The 18,766-nt window shown below is 73.0% G+C and carries 17 protein-coding genes; 12 read left to right on the top strand and 5 right to left on the bottom strand.

What is annotated here, in order from left to right:
* Positions 1-200: 200 nt before the first annotated feature.
* From AC3ET4_RS19285 to AC3ET4_RS19305, 5 genes are read left to right on the top strand one after another with little or no spacing between them, the layout of a single operon-like run.
* The gene (locus AC3ET4_RS19285) at positions 201-1,823 is read left to right on the top strand and encodes a peptide ABC transporter substrate-binding protein (RefSeq protein ID WP_431950982.1); all 1,623 of its coding nucleotides are present in this window, start codon (positions 201-203) and stop codon (positions 1,821-1,823) included.
* Between the two features lie 5 nt (positions 1,824-1,828).
* Positions 1,829-2,752, top strand: a complete 924-nt coding sequence (locus AC3ET4_RS19290; RefSeq protein WP_431950984.1) for an ABC transporter permease — start codon at positions 1,829-1,831, stop codon at positions 2,750-2,752.
* Complete coding sequence (locus AC3ET4_RS19295) at positions 2,745-3,749, top strand: ABC transporter permease (protein ID WP_431950986.1); 1,005 nt, start codon at positions 2,745-2,747, stop codon at positions 3,747-3,749. The genes AC3ET4_RS19290 and AC3ET4_RS19295 overlap by 8 nt, the downstream gene beginning before the upstream one ends.
* Positions 3,749-4,774, top strand: a complete 1,026-nt coding sequence (locus tag AC3ET4_RS19300) for an ABC transporter ATP-binding protein (protein ID WP_431950988.1) — start codon at positions 3,749-3,751, stop codon at positions 4,772-4,774. Before AC3ET4_RS19295 ends, AC3ET4_RS19300 begins: the two co-directional genes overlap by 1 nt.
* Positions 4,758-5,807 carry an ABC transporter ATP-binding protein gene (locus AC3ET4_RS19305; protein ID WP_431950990.1) on the top strand — a complete coding sequence of 350 codons (1,050 nt, stop codon included), beginning with the start codon at positions 4,758-4,760 and terminating at the stop codon, positions 5,805-5,807. Before AC3ET4_RS19300 ends, AC3ET4_RS19305 begins: the two co-directional genes overlap by 17 nt.
* 160 nt (positions 5,808-5,967) lie before the next feature.
* On the opposite strand, the gene AC3ET4_RS19310 is transcribed toward AC3ET4_RS19305, so the two are convergent.
* Entirely contained in the window at positions 5,968-8,100 is a 2,133-nt protein-coding gene (locus AC3ET4_RS19310; RefSeq protein ID WP_431950992.1) for a S9 family peptidase, read from the bottom strand.
* Between the two features lie 189 nt (positions 8,101-8,289).
* Between AC3ET4_RS19310 and AC3ET4_RS19315 the strand changes: the two genes are divergently transcribed.
* The 4 genes from AC3ET4_RS19315 to AC3ET4_RS19330 all read left to right on the top strand — a co-directional run bounded on the left by AC3ET4_RS19315 (position 8,290) and on the right by AC3ET4_RS19330 (position 12,076).
* Entirely contained in the window at positions 8,290-8,484 is a 195-nt protein-coding gene (locus AC3ET4_RS19315; protein ID WP_431950994.1) for a hypothetical protein, read from the top strand.
* 50 nt (positions 8,485-8,534) lie between these two features.
* Positions 8,535-9,428 (top strand): N-acetyl-1-D-myo-inositol-2-amino-2-deoxy-alpha-D-glucopyranoside deacetylase, encoded by an 894-nt coding sequence (gene mshB, locus AC3ET4_RS19320; RefSeq protein WP_431950996.1) that lies wholly within the window; start codon positions 8,535-8,537, stop codon positions 9,426-9,428.
* The gene (locus AC3ET4_RS19325; RefSeq protein WP_431950998.1) at positions 9,425-9,781 is read left to right on the top strand and encodes a DUF6113 family protein; all 357 of its coding nucleotides are present in this window, start codon (positions 9,425-9,427) and stop codon (positions 9,779-9,781) included. The genes mshB and AC3ET4_RS19325 overlap by 4 nt, the downstream gene beginning before the upstream one ends.
* A 192-nt stretch (positions 9,782-9,973) precedes the next feature.
* Positions 9,974-12,076, top strand: a complete 2,103-nt coding sequence (locus AC3ET4_RS19330) for a hypothetical protein (RefSeq protein ID WP_431951000.1) — start codon at positions 9,974-9,976, stop codon at positions 12,074-12,076.
* Positions 12,077-12,290: 214 nt separating this feature from the next.
* Here AC3ET4_RS19330 and AC3ET4_RS19335 read toward each other — a convergent pair whose 3' ends face one another.
* Both AC3ET4_RS19335 and AC3ET4_RS19340 read right to left on the bottom strand, forming a co-directional pair.
* Positions 12,291-13,115, bottom strand: a complete 825-nt coding sequence (locus tag AC3ET4_RS19335; RefSeq protein WP_431951002.1) for a transglutaminase family protein — start codon at positions 13,113-13,115, stop codon at positions 12,291-12,293.
* An 8-nt stretch (positions 13,116-13,123) separates the two neighbouring features.
* Positions 13,124-14,149 (bottom strand): GNAT family N-acetyltransferase, encoded by a 1,026-nt coding sequence (locus tag AC3ET4_RS19340; RefSeq protein ID WP_431951067.1) that lies wholly within the window; start codon positions 14,147-14,149, stop codon positions 13,124-13,126.
* A 113-nt stretch (positions 14,150-14,262) separates the two neighbouring features.
* Here AC3ET4_RS19340 and fdxA point away from each other — a divergent pair, with 113 nt between their 5' ends.
* Both fdxA and dapC read left to right on the top strand, forming a co-directional pair.
* Positions 14,263-14,583, top strand: coding sequence for a ferredoxin (gene fdxA / locus AC3ET4_RS19345; protein WP_431951004.1), 321 nt, complete (start codon positions 14,263-14,265; stop codon positions 14,581-14,583).
* Positions 14,584-14,677: 94 nt separating this feature from the next.
* Positions 14,678-15,790: a succinyldiaminopimelate transaminase gene (gene dapC, locus AC3ET4_RS19350; RefSeq protein ID WP_431951006.1), complete on the top strand. Its 1,113-nt coding sequence runs from the start codon at positions 14,678-14,680 to the stop codon at positions 15,788-15,790.
* A 70-nt stretch (positions 15,791-15,860) separates the two neighbouring features.
* On the opposite strand, the gene AC3ET4_RS19355 is transcribed toward dapC, so the two are convergent.
* Entirely contained in the window at positions 15,861-16,274 is a 414-nt protein-coding gene (locus AC3ET4_RS19355) for an ATP-binding protein (RefSeq protein ID WP_431951008.1), read from the bottom strand.
* A gap of 283 nt (positions 16,275-16,557) precedes the next feature.
* Complete coding sequence (locus AC3ET4_RS19360) at positions 16,558-17,574, bottom strand: VldE C-terminal domain-containing protein (protein ID WP_431951010.1); 1,017 nt, start codon at positions 17,572-17,574, stop codon at positions 16,558-16,560.
* 63 nt (positions 17,575-17,637) lie between these two features.
* Here AC3ET4_RS19360 and dapE point away from each other — a divergent pair, with 63 nt between their 5' ends.
* Complete coding sequence (gene dapE, locus AC3ET4_RS19365; protein WP_431951012.1) at positions 17,638-18,705, top strand: succinyl-diaminopimelate desuccinylase; 1,068 nt, start codon at positions 17,638-17,640, stop codon at positions 18,703-18,705.
* Positions 18,706-18,766: the final 61 nt, after the last annotated feature.

Genomic DNA, 18,766 nt, shown 5'->3' on the forward strand with positions numbered 1-18,766 from the left:
CCCCCCCCCCCCCCCCCACCCCCCCCCCCCCCCCCCCCCCCCCCCCCCCCCCCTCGGGCGTTCGCGGCCCTGTGACGCTCCGGGGCGTCACAGGGCCGCACCGACCGGGTCGGTGAGCCGCTGTGCAATATGCCTGGGTTTGCGGTGTCATGGTGGACCTCGTGTCCTTCATGGCACAGAGCTCCCCGAGGAGGCATCCGATGCGCAGGAGCGCGGCGAGGTGGGCCGCCGGTGCGGCCGTGGCCGCCCTTGTGGCGACGGGCTGCGGCGGCGGGGACGGCGCCCGGAGCAGCGGCTCCGGTGTGCTGAGCGCGGCGTGGACCGATCCGCAGAATCCGCTGGAGCCGGCCAACACCAACGAGGTGCAGGGCGGCAAGGTGCTGGACATGATCTTCCGCGGGCTGAAGAAGTACAACCCCCGGACGGCGGCCGCCGAGGACGTCATCGCCGACTCGATCACGACCACGGACCAGCGGACCTTCACCATCAGGCTGAAGGCCGGCTGGACCTTCAGCAACGGCGAGAAGGTCACCGCCGATTCCTTCATCGACGCCTGGAACTACGCGGCGCTCGTGACGAACAAGCAGATCAACGCCTCCTTCTTCCGGTACGTCGAGGGCTACGACAAGGTCCATCCGCGGTCCGGGAAACCCGCCGCCGCCGAGCTGTCCGGCCTCACCCGGCAGGACGACCTGAACTTCACCGTCAGGCTCAACCAGAAGTTCTCCACCTGGCCCGACACCCTCGGCTACGCCGCCTACATGCCGCTGCCACGGGCCTTCTTCACCGACCATGCGGGCTGGCTGCGCAAACCCGTCGGCAACGGCCCCTACCGCGTGGAGTCCTACACCAAGGGCCAGGGCATGCGGTTGCGCGCGTGGGACGGTTACAGGGGCTCCGACGCGGCCGTCAACAAGGGCGTGGACCTCAAGGTCTACACCGACACCAACACCGCCTACACCGATCTGCAGGCCGGCAACCTGGACCTGGTCGACGACGTGCCCGCCGCCCAGTTGAGGAACGTCGAGACCGACCTGGACGGCCGCTACCTCAACACCCCGGCCGGCATCATCCAGACCCTCGCCTTTCCGCTCTACGACAAGGCATGGTCGGGTCCGGACTCCGAGAAGCTCCGCCAGGGCATCTCCATGGCGATCAACCGCGAGCAGATCACCCGGCAGATCTTCCAGAACACCCGTATCCCGGCGGGGGACTGGACCTCGCCCGTGCTCGGCGCGGACGGCGGCTTCGACGACACCCTGTGCGGCCGCACGTGCGCGTACGACCCCGCCCGCGCCAGGCAACTGGTCAAGGAGGGCGGCGGCCTCCCCGGCGGCACCATGAGGATCACCTACAACGCGGACGGCGGCTCCCACAAGGAGTGGGTCGACGCGGTCTGCAACAGCATCAACAACGCCCTGGGCAAGGACGACGCCTGCGTCGGCGATCCCGTCGGCACCTTCGCCGACTTCCGCAACCAGATCGTCAACCAGCGGATGAAGAACCCGTTCCGGGCCGGCTGGCAGATGGACTACCCGCTGATCCAGAACTTCCTGCAGCCGCTCTACTACACCGGCGCCTCGTCCAACGACGCCCACTTCAGCGACCCCCGCTTCGACCGGCTCGTCGACCGGGCGAACGCCGAGAGCGACCCCGCCAAGGCCGTCGACACCTTCAAGCAGGCCGAGCGGATCCTGCCGCAGCAGGTCCCGGCCATCGCGCTGTGGTACCAGAACGGCAGCGCGGCCTGGTCGCAGCGGCTCTCCGACGTGACCCTCAACCCCTTCAGCGTGCCCGTCTTCAACCAGATCAAGGTCGGCTGACGCCCATGGGCCGGTACGTCATCCGCCGTCTGCTGCAGATGATCCCCGTCTTCGCCGGCACCACCGTGCTGATCTTCGTCATGGTGTACGCGCTCGGCGACCCCGTCCAGGCACGGTGCGGCGACCGCGCCTGCGACCCCGCCACGGCCGCGCAGATCCGCCGCGACCTGTATCTGGACCACCCGCTGTGGCAGCAGTACCTGCGCTACATGGGGCAGATCTTCCGCGGCGACTTCGGGGTCGCCTGGAACGGGCAGCCGGTCACCGAACTGCTGGCCACCGCGCTGCCCGTCACCTTGCGGCTGACGGTCCTCGCCATCCTCTTCGAGATCGTCGCCGGCATCACCCTCGGCGTCCTCACCGGGCTGCGCCGCGGGCGCCTGGAGGACACCGCGACGCTGCTGGGCACCCTGGTCGTCATCTCCGTGCCGACCTTCGTCACCGGCTACGTGCTGCAGTACCTGCTCGGCGTCAAGTGGCACGTCATCGCGCCCTCGGTCTCCTCGCAGGCCCGCCTCGACGAGCTGGTCGTGCCGGCGTTCGTCCTCGCCCTGACCTCGCTCGCCTACGTCACCCGGCTCAGCCGCACCTCGGTCGTGGAGAACGTCCGGGCCGACTACGTCAGGACCGCCGTCGCCAAGGGACTGCCGAGACGCCGGGTGATCACCCGCCACCTGCTGCGCAACTCCCTCATCCCGGTGGTCACCTTCATCGGCACCGACATCGGGGCGCTGATGGGAGGGGCCATCGTCACCGAGCGCATCTTCAACATCCACGGCGTGGGCTACCAGCTCTACCAGGGCATCCTGCGGCTGGACTCGGCCACGGTGGTCGGGTTCGTGACGATCCTCGTGATCGTCTTCCTCCTGGCGAACCTGATGGTCGACCTCCTCTACGCCGTCCTCGACCCGAGGATCCGCTATGCCTGAGCCGCGCAACCACCCCGACGAGGCCGTGGAGCCGGCCGGCGGGACGGGAGCCGCCATGGGACTGGGCCAGGACGAGGCACGCACCCTGGAGAGGGGGGTACCCGCTCCCGGCAGGCCCCCGGCCGCCCCGGCCGGCGGGCCCGGCACGGACCGGCCGCGCAGCCTGTGGTCGGACGCCTGGCGGGACCTGCGGCGCAACCCGGTCTTCGTGATCGCCGCGCTGATCATCGTCTTCCTCGTCGTCATCTCCCTCTGGCCGCAGCTCATCGCTCCCGGCAACCCGCTCAGCTGCGACCTGGACAACTCCCAGAAGGGCTCCGCCCCCGGCCACCCCTTCGGCTTCGACACCCAGGGGTGCGACGTCTACACCCGGGTCGTCCACGGCGCCCGCGCCTCGGTCACCGTCGGCATCTGCGCCACCGTCGGAGCCGCCCTGCTCGGCTCGCTCCTCGGCGGCCTCGCCGGCTACCACGGCGGCTGGGCGGACGCGGTGCTCTCCCGGGTGAGCGACATCTTCTTCGGCATCCCGATCGTCCTCGGCGGCCTGGTCTTCCTCTCCGTCGTCACCGGCACCACCGTCTGGCCGGTGGTGGGGTTCATCGTGCTGCTCGGCTGGCCGCAGATCGGCCGCATCGCCCGCGGGTCGGTGATCACCGTGAAGCGAAACGACTACGTCGAGGCCGCCCGTGCGCTCGGCGCCGGACACACCCGGCTGCTGCTGCGGCACATCGCGCCCAACGCCGTCGCCCCCGTCATCGTCGTCGCGACCATCGCGCTCGGCACCTACATCTCCCTGGAGGCCACCCTGTCCTACCTCGGCGTCGGGCTGAAACCGCCCACCGTCTCCTGGGGCATCGACATCTCCCAGGCCTCCACCCAGATCCGCAACGCACCCCACATGCTGCTCTGGCCGGCCGGAGCGCTGAGCGTGACGGTGCTCGCCTTCATCATGCTCGGTGACGCGGTGCGCGACGCCCTCGACCCCAAGCTGCGCTGATGGACGGGCAGACGCCGGCCGACACGGCCCGGGACGAGCCGCCCCTGCTCGAGGTGCGCGACCTGCACGTGGAGTTCCGCACCCGGGACGGCGTCGCCCGGGCCGTGGGCGGGGTCTCCTACGCGGTGCGCTCCCGCCAGACGCTGGCCGTGCTGGGCGAGTCGGGCTCCGGCAAGTCGGTGACCGCGCAGGCCGTCATGGGCATCCTCGACTCGCCGCCCGGGTTCGTCACCCGCGGCGAGATCCTCTTCCACGGCGAGGACCTGCTCGCCATGGGCCGCGAGGCGCGCCGAAGGATCCGCGGCGCCAGGATGGCGATGATCTTCCAGGACGCGCTGTCCGCCCTCAATCCCGTGCTGACCGTGGGCGAGCAGCTCGGCGAGATGTTCCGGGTGCACCGGGGGATGTCCCGCAAGGACGCCCGTGCCAAGGCGGTGGAGCTGATGGACCGGGTGCGCATCCCGGCGGCGAAGGAGCGGGTGGGCGACTACCCGCACCAGTTCTCCGGCGGCATGCGCCAGCGCGTCATGATCGCGATGGCGCTCGCCCTGGAGCCCGAGCTGGTCATCGCCGACGAGCCGACCACCGCGCTCGACGTGACCGTGCAGGCACAGGTCATGGAACTCCTGGCGGAGCTGCAGCGCGAGTACGGCATGGGCCTGATCCTCATCACCCACGACCTCGGCGTCGTCGCCGACGTCGCCGACCACATCGCCGTGATGTACGCGGGGCGCATCGTGGAGACCGCGCCCGTCCACGAGATCTACCAGCGCCCCGCACACCCCTACACCAGGGGCCTGCTGGAGTCGATCCCGCGTCTGGACCGCAAGGGCCGGGAGCTGCATGCGATCAAGGGCCTGCCCCCGAACCCGCTGCACATCCCGACCGGCTGCCCCTTCCACCCGCGCTGCCCGCTCGCCCGCGACGTGTGCGCCACCGACGAGCCGGCGCTGTACCGGATCAGCGCCCGGCAGGGCAGCGCCTGCCACTTCTGGAGGGAGTGCCTCGGTGAGCGGCAGCGGTGACCCCGTGCTCCAGGTGCGGGGGCTGGTCAAGCACTTCCCGCTCACCCAGGGAATCCTCTTCAAGCGGCAGGTCGGCGAGGTCCAGGCGGTCGACGGCGTGGACCTCGACCTGCGCCGCGGCGAGACCCTGGGCGTCGTCGGCGAGTCCGGGTGCGGGAAGTCCACCCTGGCCCGGCTGCTGGTGCATCTGGAGCGGGCCACCCGGGGGCAGATCCTCTACAGGGGCGAGGACGTCACCAAGCTGTCCGGCCGCGCCCTGAGGGCCGTGCGCCGGAACATCCAGATGGTGTTCCAGGACCCGTACACCTCGCTGAACCCGCGCATGACGGTCGGCGACATCATCGGCGAGCCGTACGAGATCCACCCCGAGGTGGCCCCGAAGGGCGACCGGCGCCGCAAGGTGCGCGAACTGCTGGACGTCGTCGGCCTCGACCCCGAGCACGTCAACCGCTATCCGCACCAGTTCTCCGGCGGCCAGCGGCAGCGCATCGGCATCGCCCGCGGCCTGGCGCTGCGCCCCGAGGTCATCGTCGCCGACGAGCCGGTCTCGGCGCTGGACGTCTCCGTGCAGGCGCAGGTCGTCAACCTGATGGAGAGACTGCAGGCCGAGTTCGCCCTCTCCTACGTCTTCATCGCGCACGACCTGTCGATCGTGCGGCACATCGCGGACCGGGTGGCGGTGATGTACCTCGGGCGGATCGTCGAGACCGGGGACGACACCCAGGTCTACGAGCACCCGACCCACCCGTACACCCAGGCCCTGTTGTCGGCGGTGCCGGTCCCGGATCCCGGGGCGCGCGGGCGGCGTGAGCGCATCGTGCTCAGCGGTGACGTGCCCTCGCCGGCCGACCCGCCGTCCGGCTGCCGTTTCCGGACGCGCTGCTGGAAGGCACGGGAACGCTGCGCCCTGGAGGTGCCGGCGCTGGCGGTGCCCGAGGCCTTCCGGGCGGTGGACTCTCCGGCGGCGCACGACAGCGCGTGCCATTTCGCCGAGGACAAACGGGTGCTGCCGCCGGAGCCCCCGGGGCGCTGAGCGCGGCGGGCGGCCGCCGTCTTACACGCGCGCAACGTGATGGACGCACGTCCGATATACGGACGCCCCATGCTGGCATGTGTACGGCCGTGCGGGTGCCGTGAGCCGGCCGGAACGACCCTCGGTCGTTCCGGCCGGCTGCCGTGCGTTCCGGCGCGGCCTAGCGCCGCGCGACACCCAACGAGCGCCGCAGGAAGTCGACCTGGAGCAGGAGCAGGTTCTCCGCGACCTCCTCCTGCGGTGTCATGTGGGTGACCCCGGACAGCGGCAGGACCTCGTGCGGGCGGCCGGCCGCCAGCAGCGCGGAGGACAGCCGCAGGGTGTGCGCGGCCACCACGTTGTCGTCGGCGAGACCGTGGATGATCATCAGCGGCCGGACCTCGTCCGCCGGGTCCGCCAGCCCGGCGTCAGTGACCAGCGAGTTGGCCGCGTACACCGCCGGCTGCTCCCCGGGGTGGCCGAGGTAGCGCTCGGTGTAGTGGGTGTCGTACAGCCGCCAGTCGGTGACCGGTGCGCCCGCCACCGCGGCGTGGAAGACGTCCGGGCGGCGCAGCACCGCGAGCGCCGCCAGGTAGCCGCCGTAGGACCAGCCGCGGATGCCCACCCGGGTCAGGTCCAGCGGGTGCCGTTCGGCCAGTGCGTGCAGCGCGTGGACCTGGTCGTCGAGGGTGACGCCCGCGAAGTCGCCGGCGATCGCCTTCTCCCAGGCGGGGGAGTGCCCGGGGGTGCCCCGGCCGTCCGCGACGACCACCGCGAAGCCCTGGTCGGCCAGCCACTGCGGCTCGAGGTGGATGCGCTGCGTGCGCAGCACCATCTGGCCGTGGGGCCCGCCGTAGGGGTCCATCAGCACCGGCAGCGGTCCGTCGCCCTCCCGGTAGCCGGAGGGGAGCAGCACCGCCGCCGGGATGCCGCGCTCGCCGGCGCCCACCAGCACCGGGCGCGCGGTGAGGACCGGGGTCTCGGCGTGCGAGGCGATCTCCGCCACCTGTTCGCCGTCCCGCAGCACCCGAACGGCCGTGGCCGCCGACTCCAGGGACGCGGAGGACAGCACCATGACGCCCCCGGCGTGCACCGCGGAGTGGACACCGGGCGCACCGCTCAGCCGGACCGGTCCGCCGGGGCCGCCGTCGGCGCGGTACACATGGATCTCGCCGTACTCCGGGTCCTTGGCGCCGTGCCCCGCGGATGCGGACAGCAAGATGGCGTCGCCATCGCTTCCGAGCATCGCACGCACGTGCAATTCCGGTCCTGTCCAGGGCTGTTCGCCGACGTACAGTGATCGCGAGCCGTTCTCGTCGGAGATCCGCACGAGCCGCTCCCCGGACAGCCACGCGGGCACCCCGGCGAAAAGATCAAGCCAGATTCCGTCGCGGTCCCGGTGCACCTCGCGGGTGGCGCCGGTGGCGGTGTCCACCGCCAGGTACACCTGCTCGCACTGGTCACGCGTTTGCGCGAGCAGCAGCGGCGGACCGCCCGCCGACCAGTGCACCTGCGCCAGGTACGGGTAGCGCTCGCGGTCCCACTCCACCGCGACGGCGGCGCCGTCCAGCGTCAGCAGCACCAGCGTCACCTCGGCGTTCGGCGTCCCCGCCGCCGGATAGGCGACCTCCGCCGGCGCCTGCCCGGGGTTCGCCGGGTCGGCGATCCACCATCGCTGGACGGGGGAGGAGTCCACCCGGGCCGCCAGCACGCGGGTGCCGTCCGGGGACCACCAGTAGCCGCGGCTGCGGGACATCTCCTCGGCGGCGATGAACTCGGCCAGCCCGTAGGTGACTTCCGGCCCCTCGGGTTCGGCCAGCGCCCGGTCCTCGCTGCCGTCGGCGGCCACCACGCGCAGCGCGCCGTCCGCCACATAAGCCACCCGGCGGCCGTCCGGCGACGGGCGCGGGTCCACCACCGGGCCCGGTACGGCGAGCTCCCGGGCGGTTCCGGCCCGCAGCTCCGCCGTGAACAGCCGTCCCGACAGGGCGAAGGCGGCCAGCTCCGCCGCGTCGTCGGTCGCGTAGCCGACGATCCCGGCCGAGCCCTCCCGGCTGCGCTCGCGGCGCGCCTTCTCCTCCGGCGACAACTCCTCCGCGGCGCCGGACAGCAGCAGCGCGGGGTCCGCCGCGACCCGCTCGGCGCCGGACTCCACGTCGAGCACCCACAGCAGATGCGAGCGGTCGGTACCGGAACGGGAGCGGAGGAAGGCGATGCGGCCGCCGTCCGGCGACACGGTGAAGGAGCGGGGGGCGCCGAGCGAGAACCGCTGCGTGCGGGCGTACTGCCGGGGGAACGAGAGCGCTTGCGTCATGGAGGGAGTGTGCCATTGCCCTTTCGGCGCGCCCAGCGCACGCCGACCGCGAGATCCGGCCATGCGCCCCCGCATGCTCCCGTGCGACGAGCTATGCGGCGCGCCACAAAGTTATGATCCCGTCCCGAGAGTGGGTAACAACCGGTTGGCAACTGCTGTCGGAATACGAGGCCCTGGAGGTGAGCCGCTGTGGCACTTTCGATTTCGGCGGTGCTGCTGCTGCTGATCGTCGTCTTCCTGCTGGTCAGGAAGGCGGGTCTGAAGGCGGGGCATGCGGTGGTCTGCGTACTGCTCGGGTTCTACCTGGCAAGCTCCTCCATCGCGCCGACGATCCGGGACCTCACCACCAACGTCGCGGGCATGATCGGCGACTTCAAGTTCTGAGCTGGTGGCTCGCCGCGGATGAGGCGGGGTGACTGCCCTAGGCTCTTCTCATGACCGCACTGCCCGCCCGGCGACTGCTGTTCGTCCACGCGCATCCCGACGACGAGTCGATCAACAACGGCGCCACCATGGCGAAGTACGCCGCCGAGGGCGCGCGCGTCACCCTGGTGACGTGCACCCTCGGGGAGGAGGGCGAGGTCATCCCGCCCGAGCTGGCGCATCTGGCGTCCGACCGCGACGACGCCCTCGGCGCCCACCGGATCGGCGAGCTCGCCGACGCCATGGTCCAACTCGGCGTCACCGACCACCGCTTCCTCGGCGGCCCGGGCCGCTTCCGGGACTCCGGGATGATGGGCGCGCCCCAGAACGACCGGCCCGACAGCTTCTGGCAGGCCGATCTCGACCTCGCCGCCGGGTACCTCGTGGAGGTGATCCGCGAGGTCCGTCCGCAGGTCCTGGTCGCCTACGACCCCGACGGCGGCTACGGCCACCCCGACCACATCAAGGCGCACCGGGTCGCCATGCGCGCCGCCGAGCTGTCCGCCGAGCCGACCTACCGCCGCGACCTCGGCGAGCCGCACTCCATCGCCAAGATCTACTGGAACTGCGTTCCGCGCCGGGTGGTCGAGGAGGGCTTCGCCCGCCTGCGCGCGGCCGGCCGGCAGATCCCCTTCGAGGGCATCGCGACGGCCGACGACGTCCCCGGCGTGGTGGACGACGACCTGGTGACCGCGGCCATCGACGTGGACGGCCGCTACTCCGAGCGGAAGGCGGCGGCGATGAAGGCCCACGCCACCCAGATCGCGGTGGACGGCCCGTTCTTCGCGCTCTCCAACGACCTCGGGCAGCCCCTGTTCGGGGCCGAGTTCTACCGTCTGGTCGCGGGCGTGCCCGCGCCGGCCGGGAGCCTGGAGGACGACCTGTTCGCGGGGACCGGGGCATGAGGCGCGCGGCCTACCCCCTGCTCGCCGTCCTGGGCGTCCTGGTCGCCGTCGCGGGGTCGCTCGTCCAGGCCGCCTGGTTCCCGGGCGGGCTGCTGCTCGCGCTCGCCGGGAGCGCGGCGCTCTTCCACGGCGGCGCCAGACTCACCGGCACGCGGCTGGGCGCGGTGGTCCCGGCGGCGGTCTGGCTGATCACCGTGATGCTGCTCAGCTCCGCCCGCCCGGAGGGTGATTTCCTGTTCGCCAACGGGATCAGCCCGTACGTCTACCTGCTGGGCGGAGCGTTGGCAGGCGTGATGTCGGCCACGCTTGTGCAGCCCCGCGCCGACGGCAGTGGATCACGTGAGGCACGATAGGCGCCACGTTGCGTCCGTGAGGGAGCGAACGTCGTCCGTGTGACGCGCGACGTCCTATAAGCCCCTTTTGCAGGGGCGGTCTCCATTCAGCGGGCAGCGGCTTCGACGCGGCGCCCAGTATGGTGGTGCGCGCCGCCGGGCCGCCCGCGGAAAGGCCGTGACGGGTGGCGAAGCGAACCGGGAGAGCCTGCTTTGAGTCGTGAAACTGATCGTCCGTCCCCCGGCCCCCAGGGGCGGGGAGGAGCCGCCTACCCGTCGGGTACCCCGCCGTACGGAACCCGGCCGTTTCCGTCGCTGCATCCGCAGGAGGACCCGCGCGACGGTGCCGCGAACGGGGAGCCGGCCGAGGCTCCCGCCGCGGAGGAGGCCAAGACCGAGACCACGCTGACCACCCGGGTGCGTATCAACATCCCCGGATCCCGGCCGATCCCGCCGGTCGTCGTCCGCACGCCCGTCGAGGGCGGCGAGGAGGGCGAGCCGTCCGCCTGGTCCGCGCCGGGCGCCTCCGCGGCCGAGTCGGCGCCGCGGCCCGCGGGCCGGCCGGCCGGCGGCCCGGGCCCCGGTACGGGCAGCGGCACCGGGGCCGGTCAGGGCGCCCCGGCATCCGGCCCCGCGCCGCAGCCCGCCGGCGAGCCGGCTCCCGGGCCGAAGGCCGAGAAGTCGGCGAGTGACTGGTTCGCCCCGCGGAAGGGTGCCCCCGCGCCCGCACCCGCACCGGCTTCTGCCCCGGCCCCCGAGGCGGCCCAGGAGTTCTCCGCCCCCGAGGTCACCCAGCCGATGCGGCTCGGCGACATCCCCGCCCAGCCCGGCCCCGCGGAGCGCGGCCCGGTTCCGGGGCCGGCCGACGGCTCCGGCGCGCCCCGGCGCGGCGGCATCCCGCGCCCGAACGGCGGCGCCGCCGGTTTCGGCGGTCCCGGGGGCCCGGCGGTGCAGGGTGGTCCTGAGGGCCCCGGTGGTTTCGGCGGCCCGGCCGGTCCCGGACGCCAGGCCCCGGCGCAGCGCCCGTTCCCCGGGGGGCCCGTTGCGGGACCCGCGGGTGGCCCCGGAGCCGGCCAGCCCTTCCCGGGGCAGCAGCCACCGTCCGGCCCCACCGCGGGCCCGGTCACCGGTGACATGCGCGTGCCCCCGGCGGGCCCCGCGGCCGGCCGCTCGCCGCGTCCCACGCCGTTCCCGCCTCCCGCAGCCGACCGGCTGCCCGGGGACACGCTCGTCGGCGGCATCCCGGCGGTTCCCCCCGCGGGGCCGTCCGCCAACCGGCCCGCCCCGGCCGGCGGCGAGATGTACCGCTTCGAGCAGGACGAGCCGGCGGCGCCCGCCGGCCGCCAGAACACTGCGGAGCCCAAGCCCAAGGGCCGTTCCAAGCTCATACTGGTGGGCGTCGGCGTGCTGGGCCTGCTCGGCCTCGCCTACGGCGCCGGCCTGCTGATGGACCACGCCGACGTGCCGGCCGGCACGACCGTCTACGGCGTGGAGATCGGCGGCAAGACCAAGGACCAGGCCGTCGCGCTCCTCGACGAGCGGCTGGGCGCCCGCAAGAACGCGGCGATCACCGTCACCGTCGGCGACGCTCGCCAGTCGTTGAAGCCCACGGCCGCCGGACTCGTCCTCGACACCGACGCGACGGTCCGCAACCTGGCGCACCGCGACTACAACCCGGTCACCGTCATCGGCTCGCTGTTCGGCGGCACGCGGGCGGCCGAGCCCGTGCTGACCACGGACAACGAGAAGCTCCGCGCCCAGCTGGAGAAGCTCTCCCAGGAGCTCGGGGGCCCCGGCTCCGAGGGCATGGTCAAGTTCGTGAAGGGCAAGGCGGTCGCCGTCCCCGGCAAGCCCCACCAGGGTGTGGACGTGGGCGCCTCGATCGACGCCGTGAAGACGGCCTACGCCACGCAGGTCGCCACGGGCAAGGCCGGCGTGGTCGGCCTGAAGGTCACCACCGTCCAGCCCAAGGTGACCCAGGAGGCGCTCGACAAGGCCGTCGACGGCTTCGGCAAGACCGCCATGTCCGGGTTCGTCACGGTCCGCGCGGGTGCCGCGCAGATCCCGTTCAGCCCCCAGAAGTCGCTGTCGCAGATCCTCACGATGGTGCCGGACCAGAACGGCAACCTCACCCCGTACATCGACCGCAAGGTGCTCAAGGACCTGTACGGCGGCGCCTTCGACGGCGTGCTGGTCGAACGCGGTGACGGCAGCAAGACCGCCGTCACCCCCGAGGACGTGGCCTCCGCGATGCTGCCCGCGCTGCAGACCACCGACGCCGCCAAGAAGACGGTGACCATCGAGGGCACCTCCTGACCCCCGGTCGCCCGACCCGCGTGTGACGGGTGTGGCCCCCGGTACCCGTACCGAGGGCCACACCCGTCTCATCCGCGCTCTGGGTCCCGCGGCTCTCCCGCCGTCCGGCGCCCGAGGGCGCGAGACCAACCCGCCCCCGAGGACCGGCACCACGTCAGCACCGCCGGCCCGCGCCGATCACCGGCCACACCCGCCCCGCGCACCCCCGGCGCCTTCAGTTCAGGAGAGCGCGGGCGGCCCGCGCCTGGCGGCGCACCGCCGCCGCGGCGGAGGGCTCCGCCTCCGCGAGCACGTCCGCGTACGCCTCCATCTCCACGGCGCCCCGAGCGAAGTCCCCGGCGCGCACCAGCAGCTGCGCCCGCTCCAAGCGCAGGCGAGCAGGGTGGTGGGGCAGCAACAGCGCCAGTTCCACCGTCCACAGCTGTGTGGCGAGCTGCTCCGGACGTGCGGAGGCCCAGGCGCGGATGTTGTTGAGCACCCGCAGCACGATCTCCAGCGGGTCGGCCGGCTCCAGCACCACCGAGGACGGCGCGGCTCCCGTCGCGCCCGCCACGAGCAGGCGTACGTCCTCCTCGCCGAGCCGCCGGCCGCCGTCGAAGGGGTCGGCGGGCACGAAGGCGCCCGCGGGGTCGCCGAAGCCCACGATGAAGTGCCCGGGGAGGGCGACGCCGTGGATCGGGCCGCCCACACGCCGGACGACCTCCATCCAGACCACCGACAGCAGGATCGGCAGCCCGCGCCGCCGCCACAGCACCTGGTGCAGCAGGGACGACTCCAGCCGCTGGTAGTCGGCCGGGGAACCGCCGAACCCGCAACGGCCACCGAGCAGTTCCGCGGTGGCGCCCGCCCAGTCGACGGCAGTGGTGAGGCCGTACGGCAGGAGGCCGGCGAGGCGGTCGAGTTCCATCTGCGCCGCGTCCGTCCCGGCCTCGTCGAGGGCCGGGTCGGCCGCGGCCCCGATGAGCAGGCACAGCTCGGCGAGGTCGGGGCGCGGCTCGCGGGCAGCCTCGGCGAAGCGCTGCCTGAGGGTGTCGTCCATACGGGGGCTCACCCTTCCGCGGACAGCGGGCCGCGCTGGTAGTGATAGGCGTGATGGGGGGTGAAGCCCATGCTGTCGTAGAGGGCGCGCGCGGCCTCGTTGCCCGTCTCGACCTGCAGGTACGCGCCGGAGGCGCCCTCGTCCAGGGCCTTGCGGGCGAGCGCGGCCATCACGGCCCCGGCCAGTCCGCGCCGGCGGTGGTCCGGGGCCACCTCGACGGCGCCGAAGGAGGCGAAGCGGCCGTCGACCACACAGCGTCCGATCGCCGCGGGCCCCGTGACGGCCGGGTCGCCGTCCGCCGGCACGGCGGCGAACCACACCGAGGGCCCGCCGCCCAGCACCTTCGAAGCCACGTCGCCCGAAGCGCCCGTGCGGTGGTAGCGATCCAGCCACCCGCCGTCGGCCTCGCGAGACAGGCGGACGGCCTCGGCGCCCGGCAGGTCCGCGATCGGCGCCAGAGGGGCCGTGCAGAGCAGGGCGTGGCCCTCCGCGGTCCAGCCCATGCCCACCAGCGCCTGTGCGAGCGTCTCGTCGGAGTCCTCGCCGCCGGTGGTGACCTGCACGTACGCGGGCAGGCCGCGGTCGCCGTACCAGCGGGCGGTCCGTGCCGCGGCCTCCGCCAGCGGGACACCCGGATCCCCGAGCGGCAGCACCGAGTTGGCGCGCCGGGTGAAGCCGCCCGCCGCCCGAAGCGTCCATCCGCCCAGCCGGGCGGTCTCCCGCGCAGGCCAGCAGCGGGAGGCCGACTCCTGCAGTTCCCGGGCCGTCGCGCGCGGCGCGCGGGCGCCGCGACGCGCCGGCGCCGCGGGCACGATCTTGCCCGCCACCAGGGAGGATTCCGCGATGCGCACGGACGCCCCGTCCCGGCGGGTGACCACCAGTACCCCTTCGTCCCAGGATGTGAGAACTCCGACGGCGTCGGCGAAAACCGGCCGCCCGTCGACGATCTCCGCGATCCTCCGTACCGAAACGCGTTTGCCCACGTCAGAAGGGGTTATGCGCACCTCGAACCTGCCTCCGGCGGTGAAATCCATGCCCATGACCGCCCCTCCTGTTCGTCTGCTGCCCAAGAACGGAGATACTAGGGGCGGGCATCGACGACGCCGCGCTCCCGCGCGAGACAGCCCTACCGAGGAGGAACGACAGCGTGACCTACGTCATCGCGCAGCCTTGTGTCGACGTCAAGGACAAGGCATGCATCGAGGAGTGCCCCGTCGACTGCATCTACGAGGGCCAGCGGTCCTTGTACATCCACCCGGACGAATGCGTCGACTGCGGAGCCTGTGAGCCGGTCTGCCCGGTGGAGGCCATCTTCTACGAGGACGACACCCCGGAGGAGTGGAAGGACTACTACAAGGCGAACGTCGAGTTCTTCGACGAGCTCGGCTCGCCCGGTGGCGCCTCCAAGCTCGGGCTGATCGAGCGCGACCACCCCTTCATCGCCGCCCTGCCGCCGCAGGGCGCGTGACACGACAATCGCGGGCGGTCCCGTACGGCACACCGCCGTGCGGGACCGCCGCGTTTCAGGCAGCGGCAGGCCGCGGGCCTGCGAGGAACCGAAAGTGAGCACCACCGTGGCACAGCCTGTCTCGTCCCGACTCCCCGTCTTCCCGTGGGACCGGCTCGAACCGTACAAGGCCACGGCCGCCGCCCACCCCGGCGGCATCGTCGACCTGTCGGTCGGCACCCCCGTCGACCCGGTCCCGCACCTCGTGCAGCAGGCCCTGTCCGCGGCCGCGGACAGCCCCGGTTACCCGACCGTGTGGGGGACGCCCGAGCTGCGCGCCGCCATCACCGGCTGGGCCGGCCGCCGGCTGGGCGCCACCGGGCTGACCGACGCGCATGTGCTGCCGGTCGTCGGCTCCAAGGAGCTGGTCGCCTGGCTGCCCACCCAACTGGGCCTCGGCGCGGGCGACAAGGTGGCCTACCCGCGGCTCGCCTACCCCACCTACGAGGTCGGCGCGCGGTTGGCGGGCGCCGAGCCGGTCGTCTACGACGAGCCGACCGAGCAGGACCCGGCCGGGCTGCGCCTGCTGTGGCTCAACAGCCCCTCCAACCCCTCCGGACGCGTACTGTCCAAGGACGAGCTGACCCGTGCCGTCGCCTGGGCGCGGGAGCACGGAGTGCTGGTGTTCAGCGACGAGTGCTACCTGGAGCTGGGCTGGGACGCCGACCCGGTCTCCGTCCTGCACCCCGACGTCTGCGGCGGCTCCTACGAGGGGATCGTGGCCGTCCACTCACTGTCCAAGCGCTCCAACCTGGCCGGCTACCGCTCCGCCTTCCTGCTCGGCGACTCCGCCGTGCTGGGCGAGCTGCTGCAGATCCGCAAGCACGGCGGCATGATGACGCCCGCTCCGGTGCAGGCCGCCACCATCGCCGCGCTCGGGGACGACGCCCATGTGGCACGGCAGCGGGAGCGCTACGCACGGCGGCGGGCGATGCTGCGGGAGGCCTTCGAGGCCGCGGGCTTCCGCATCGAGCACAGCGAGGCGAGTCTGTACCTGTGGGCGACGCGCGACGAGTCCTGCTGGGACACCGTCGCGGACCTGTCCAAGCAGGGCATCCTCGTGGCGCCGGGCGACTTCTACGGCGCTGCAGGGGAGCGGTACGTACGCGTCGCCTTCACGGCCACCGACGAGCGGGTCGCGGCGGCGGTGCGCAGGCTGTCCGCCTGAGCCGCGGCGGCACGACCGCGCGAAGGGCCCGGGAGCAGCGCCCCCGGGCCCTTCGCGCCGCTGTGGGTGGTCAGCCGCCGAGGGGAAGCCCCTTCAGGGGCGCCTGGCCGGTGGAGGGGATGCCGCCGGGCAGCCCCGGGGCCTTGGCGGACTTCCCGAGCTCGTAGGCGGTGCCGCCGACGGTCTTGGCGGCCTGCGTCGCGGCGCCCTGGACGGTGGGCTGGGTGCTCTTGGCCAAGCCGCCGACGGTCTCGGTCGTCGCGGGCAGCGTCTCCTGCACGGTCCGCACCGCGCCGGACTGCTTGGCCACGCCGTTCACGGTGCCGGCGAGCTCGGGGGCCTTGTCCATGTTGGTCAGCCCACCCACCTTGCCGACCTGCGGAAGCTCGGCGGCGGACGCGGCGCCGGCACCGATGAGAGGCGCCGCGGCCGCGCCGACCAGCAGGGCGGCCCGGGCGATCCGACGCGCGAGGGGGAGAGACATGGTGCTCCTTTTACGGAGAGACGACAGTTTCGACGTGGTGTGTCCGCGGGGCGGACGCCGTGACTACCGCGTGAAGGGGCTCGAAGGTTTCGGCCGCCGAGGGTAAAGAGTTGGTAATGCGCGCTGATTTCGAAGTGGTAAAGCGGAGCAATTCGGGCGCGGTGGTAACCGCCGCGGAAACGTAACGGCCCTTGGTCGGGCGTGTTTTTCGCACCCCGGACGCAGGGATTCGCATCTGATGGGTTTGGCGTATCAATCACCCGCCTGCGGGTGATTACTCGCACTATTGCGCGACGGTGATCCTGACGTCGCCCGCGGCCGGCCGCCCGACGCCTGAAAGAGCCGTCCAGCCCCGGTCGGAGGTCCTGGCCGACCACTCGCGGTCCCCGAACGACACTTTCTCCACCTTCAGCTCGCCCGCGTGCGCCACCGCCCAGTGGGCCAGCACCCAGCCCTGCCGGAGCCCGTCGCCGCGCCCCCCGCTCCCCGCGGCGGCGGAGGCCACGGACACCGTGCGCCGGTCGGGCCGCCCGCCCGCGGCGGCGTTCTCGGCGTCCCGGGCGGCCTCGTCGCCCGCCCCGGCGGACGTCTCGGTGATCCGCGGCACCACACGAGACCCGAACTCCCGGAGCAGCCGCGCCCGCACCTTCGCCGGGTCGCCTCCGGAGGCCTCGCCCGCGGCGACAGGGGTGACCGGGGTGACGGGGGTGACGCAGTTGAGCGCACCCGGGCGCCGGCCGGTCAGCGCTGCGGCCAGCAGCGCGGCGTCCCCCTCGTGCTTGGCGTACGCCAGCGGGAAGCCGCTCTTCTGCACTTTCTGCGCGGCCTCCGTCAGGGGCAGCCGGGAATAGCCGCGGATCTTCACCAGGCCGTCGAAGAATTCGTTGGAGGCGTAGACCGGGTCCATGATCTGCGCGGCCGTTCCCCAACCCTGCGAGGGGCGCTGCTGGAACAGGCCGACCGAGTCGCGGTCCCCGTGATCGAGATTGCGCAGCGCCGACTCCTGCATGGACGTGGCCAGCGCTATCGTCAGCGCGCGCTCCGGCAGCCCCCGCGAGGTCGCGACCGCGGCGATCGTCGAGGCGTTCGCCGCCTGCTGCGGCTCCAAAGTGAGGCTGCCGGCCTCGGTGGTCACCGTGCAGCCCGGACGGCGAACGCCCCTGACACCGGTCAGGTGGTCGTACGCGACATAGCTCGCGACCCCCAGCAGGACCAGGCCTGCGGTGACCGTTCGGGCTGCCCGCGCGCGCCTGCGCGAGGGGCGTGCGGAGGGTGTCGAGGGCGACGCTGGCTTCGGCACGCGCACACCGTACCGAAGCCCGCTCCGCCGGGCCCCCGACCCGCTCCCGGTAGGGTCGGCGGCATGGAACGGCCCGTGCTCGATCTCAGTCAGGACGCCGCCGCCGTGACGGCGCAGCTCGTCGACATCCCCTCCGTCAGCCTCGCCGAGAAGCCGCTGGCGGACGCCGTGGAGAGCGCCCTGCGCGCCCTGCCGCACCTGACGGTGGACCGGGACGGGGACGCCGTCGTCGCCCGCACCCGGCTCGGCCGGGCCGAGCGGGTCGTCCTCGCCGGGCACCTGGACACCGTGCCGATCGCCGAGAACGTGCCCTCCCGCCTCGACGCCGACGGCATCCTGTGGGGTTGCGGCACCTCCGACATGAAGTCGGGGGTCGCCGTCCAGCTGCGGCTCGCCGCCACCCTTCCCGCCCCCACCCGCGACCTGACCTTCGTCTTCTACGACGCCGAGGAGATCGCGGCGGAGCACAACGGCCTCAAGCGCCTCGCGCAGAACCACCCGGAATGGCTCGCGGGCGACTTCGCCGTCCTGCTGGAGCCGACCGGCGCCAAGGTCGAGGGCGGCTGCCAGGGCACCCTGCGGGTCCGCGTGGAGACCACCGGCCGCCGCGCCCACTCCGCGCGCAGCTGGCTGGGCGACAACGCCATCCACAAGGCCGCGCCGGTGCTGGCCCGGCTCGCCGCGTACGCGCCCCGCAAGGCCGTCATCGACGGACTCACCTACCGCGAGGGCCTCAACGCCGTGATGATCGAGGGCGGTCACGCCGGGAACGTGATCCCGGACTCCTGCGCGGTGGTCGTCAACTTCCGCTTCGCCCCCGACCGCTCCGAGGCCGACGCGCTCGCCCACGTCCGCGAGGTGTTCGACGGCTTCGACGTACGGCTCACCGACAGCGCCCCCGGCGCCCTGCCGGGCCTGTCCCACCCCGCGGCGGCCGCCTTCGTCGAGGCCATCGGCACCGAGCCCGCGCCCAAGGAGGCCTGGACCGACGTGGCCCGCTTCTCCGCGCTGGGCGTCCCGGCGGTGAACTACGGCCCCGGCGACCCCGCGCTCGCCCACACCCGCGAGGAGCACGTCGCCGTCAGCGCCGTCCTGGAGGCGGAGGAGAAGCTGCGCGCCTGGCTGTCGTAACGGACAGTTCAGCGGCGCGTTCTTGATCCGCCGAGTGGACGCGGCCGTACCCTGACCGGAC

It is taken from the genome of Actinacidiphila sp. bgisy167 (genome assembly GCF_057707665.1).

What these genes read in the sequence shown, in the direction of transcription:
- mshB (WP_431950996.1), top strand. Translation starts at nt 8,535, where the DNA reads ATGACCGCACTGCCCGCCCGGCGACTGCTGTTCGTCCACGCGCATCCC.
- AC3ET4_RS19355 (WP_431951008.1), bottom strand. Translation starts at nt 16,274, where the DNA reads ATGTCTCTCCCCCTCGCGCGTCGGATCGCCCGGGCCGCCCTGCTGGTC.
- AC3ET4_RS19335 (WP_431951002.1), bottom strand. Translation starts at nt 13,115, where the DNA reads ATGGACGACACCCTCAGGCAGCGCTTCGCCGAGGCTGCCCGCGAGCCG.
- AC3ET4_RS19285 (WP_431950982.1), top strand. Translation starts at nt 201, where the DNA reads ATGCGCAGGAGCGCGGCGAGGTGGGCCGCCGGTGCGGCCGTGGCCGCC.
- AC3ET4_RS19340 (WP_431951067.1), bottom strand. Translation starts at nt 14,149, where the DNA reads ATGGATTTCACCGCCGGAGGCAGGTTCGAGGTGCGCATAACCCCTTCT.
- AC3ET4_RS19310 (WP_431950992.1), bottom strand. Translation starts at nt 8,100, where the DNA reads ATGACGCAAGCGCTCTCGTTCCCCCGGCAGTACGCCCGCACGCAGCGG.
- AC3ET4_RS19300 (WP_431950988.1), top strand. Translation starts at nt 3,749, where the DNA reads ATGGACGGGCAGACGCCGGCCGACACGGCCCGGGACGAGCCGCCCCTG.
- AC3ET4_RS19290 (WP_431950984.1), top strand. Translation starts at nt 1,829, where the DNA reads ATGGGCCGGTACGTCATCCGCCGTCTGCTGCAGATGATCCCCGTCTTC.
- AC3ET4_RS19325 (WP_431950998.1), top strand. Translation starts at nt 9,425, where the DNA reads ATGAGGCGCGCGGCCTACCCCCTGCTCGCCGTCCTGGGCGTCCTGGTC.
- dapE (WP_431951012.1), top strand. Translation starts at nt 17,638, where the DNA reads ATGGAACGGCCCGTGCTCGATCTCAGTCAGGACGCCGCCGCCGTGACG.
- AC3ET4_RS19295 (WP_431950986.1), top strand. Translation starts at nt 2,745, where the DNA reads ATGCCTGAGCCGCGCAACCACCCCGACGAGGCCGTGGAGCCGGCCGGC.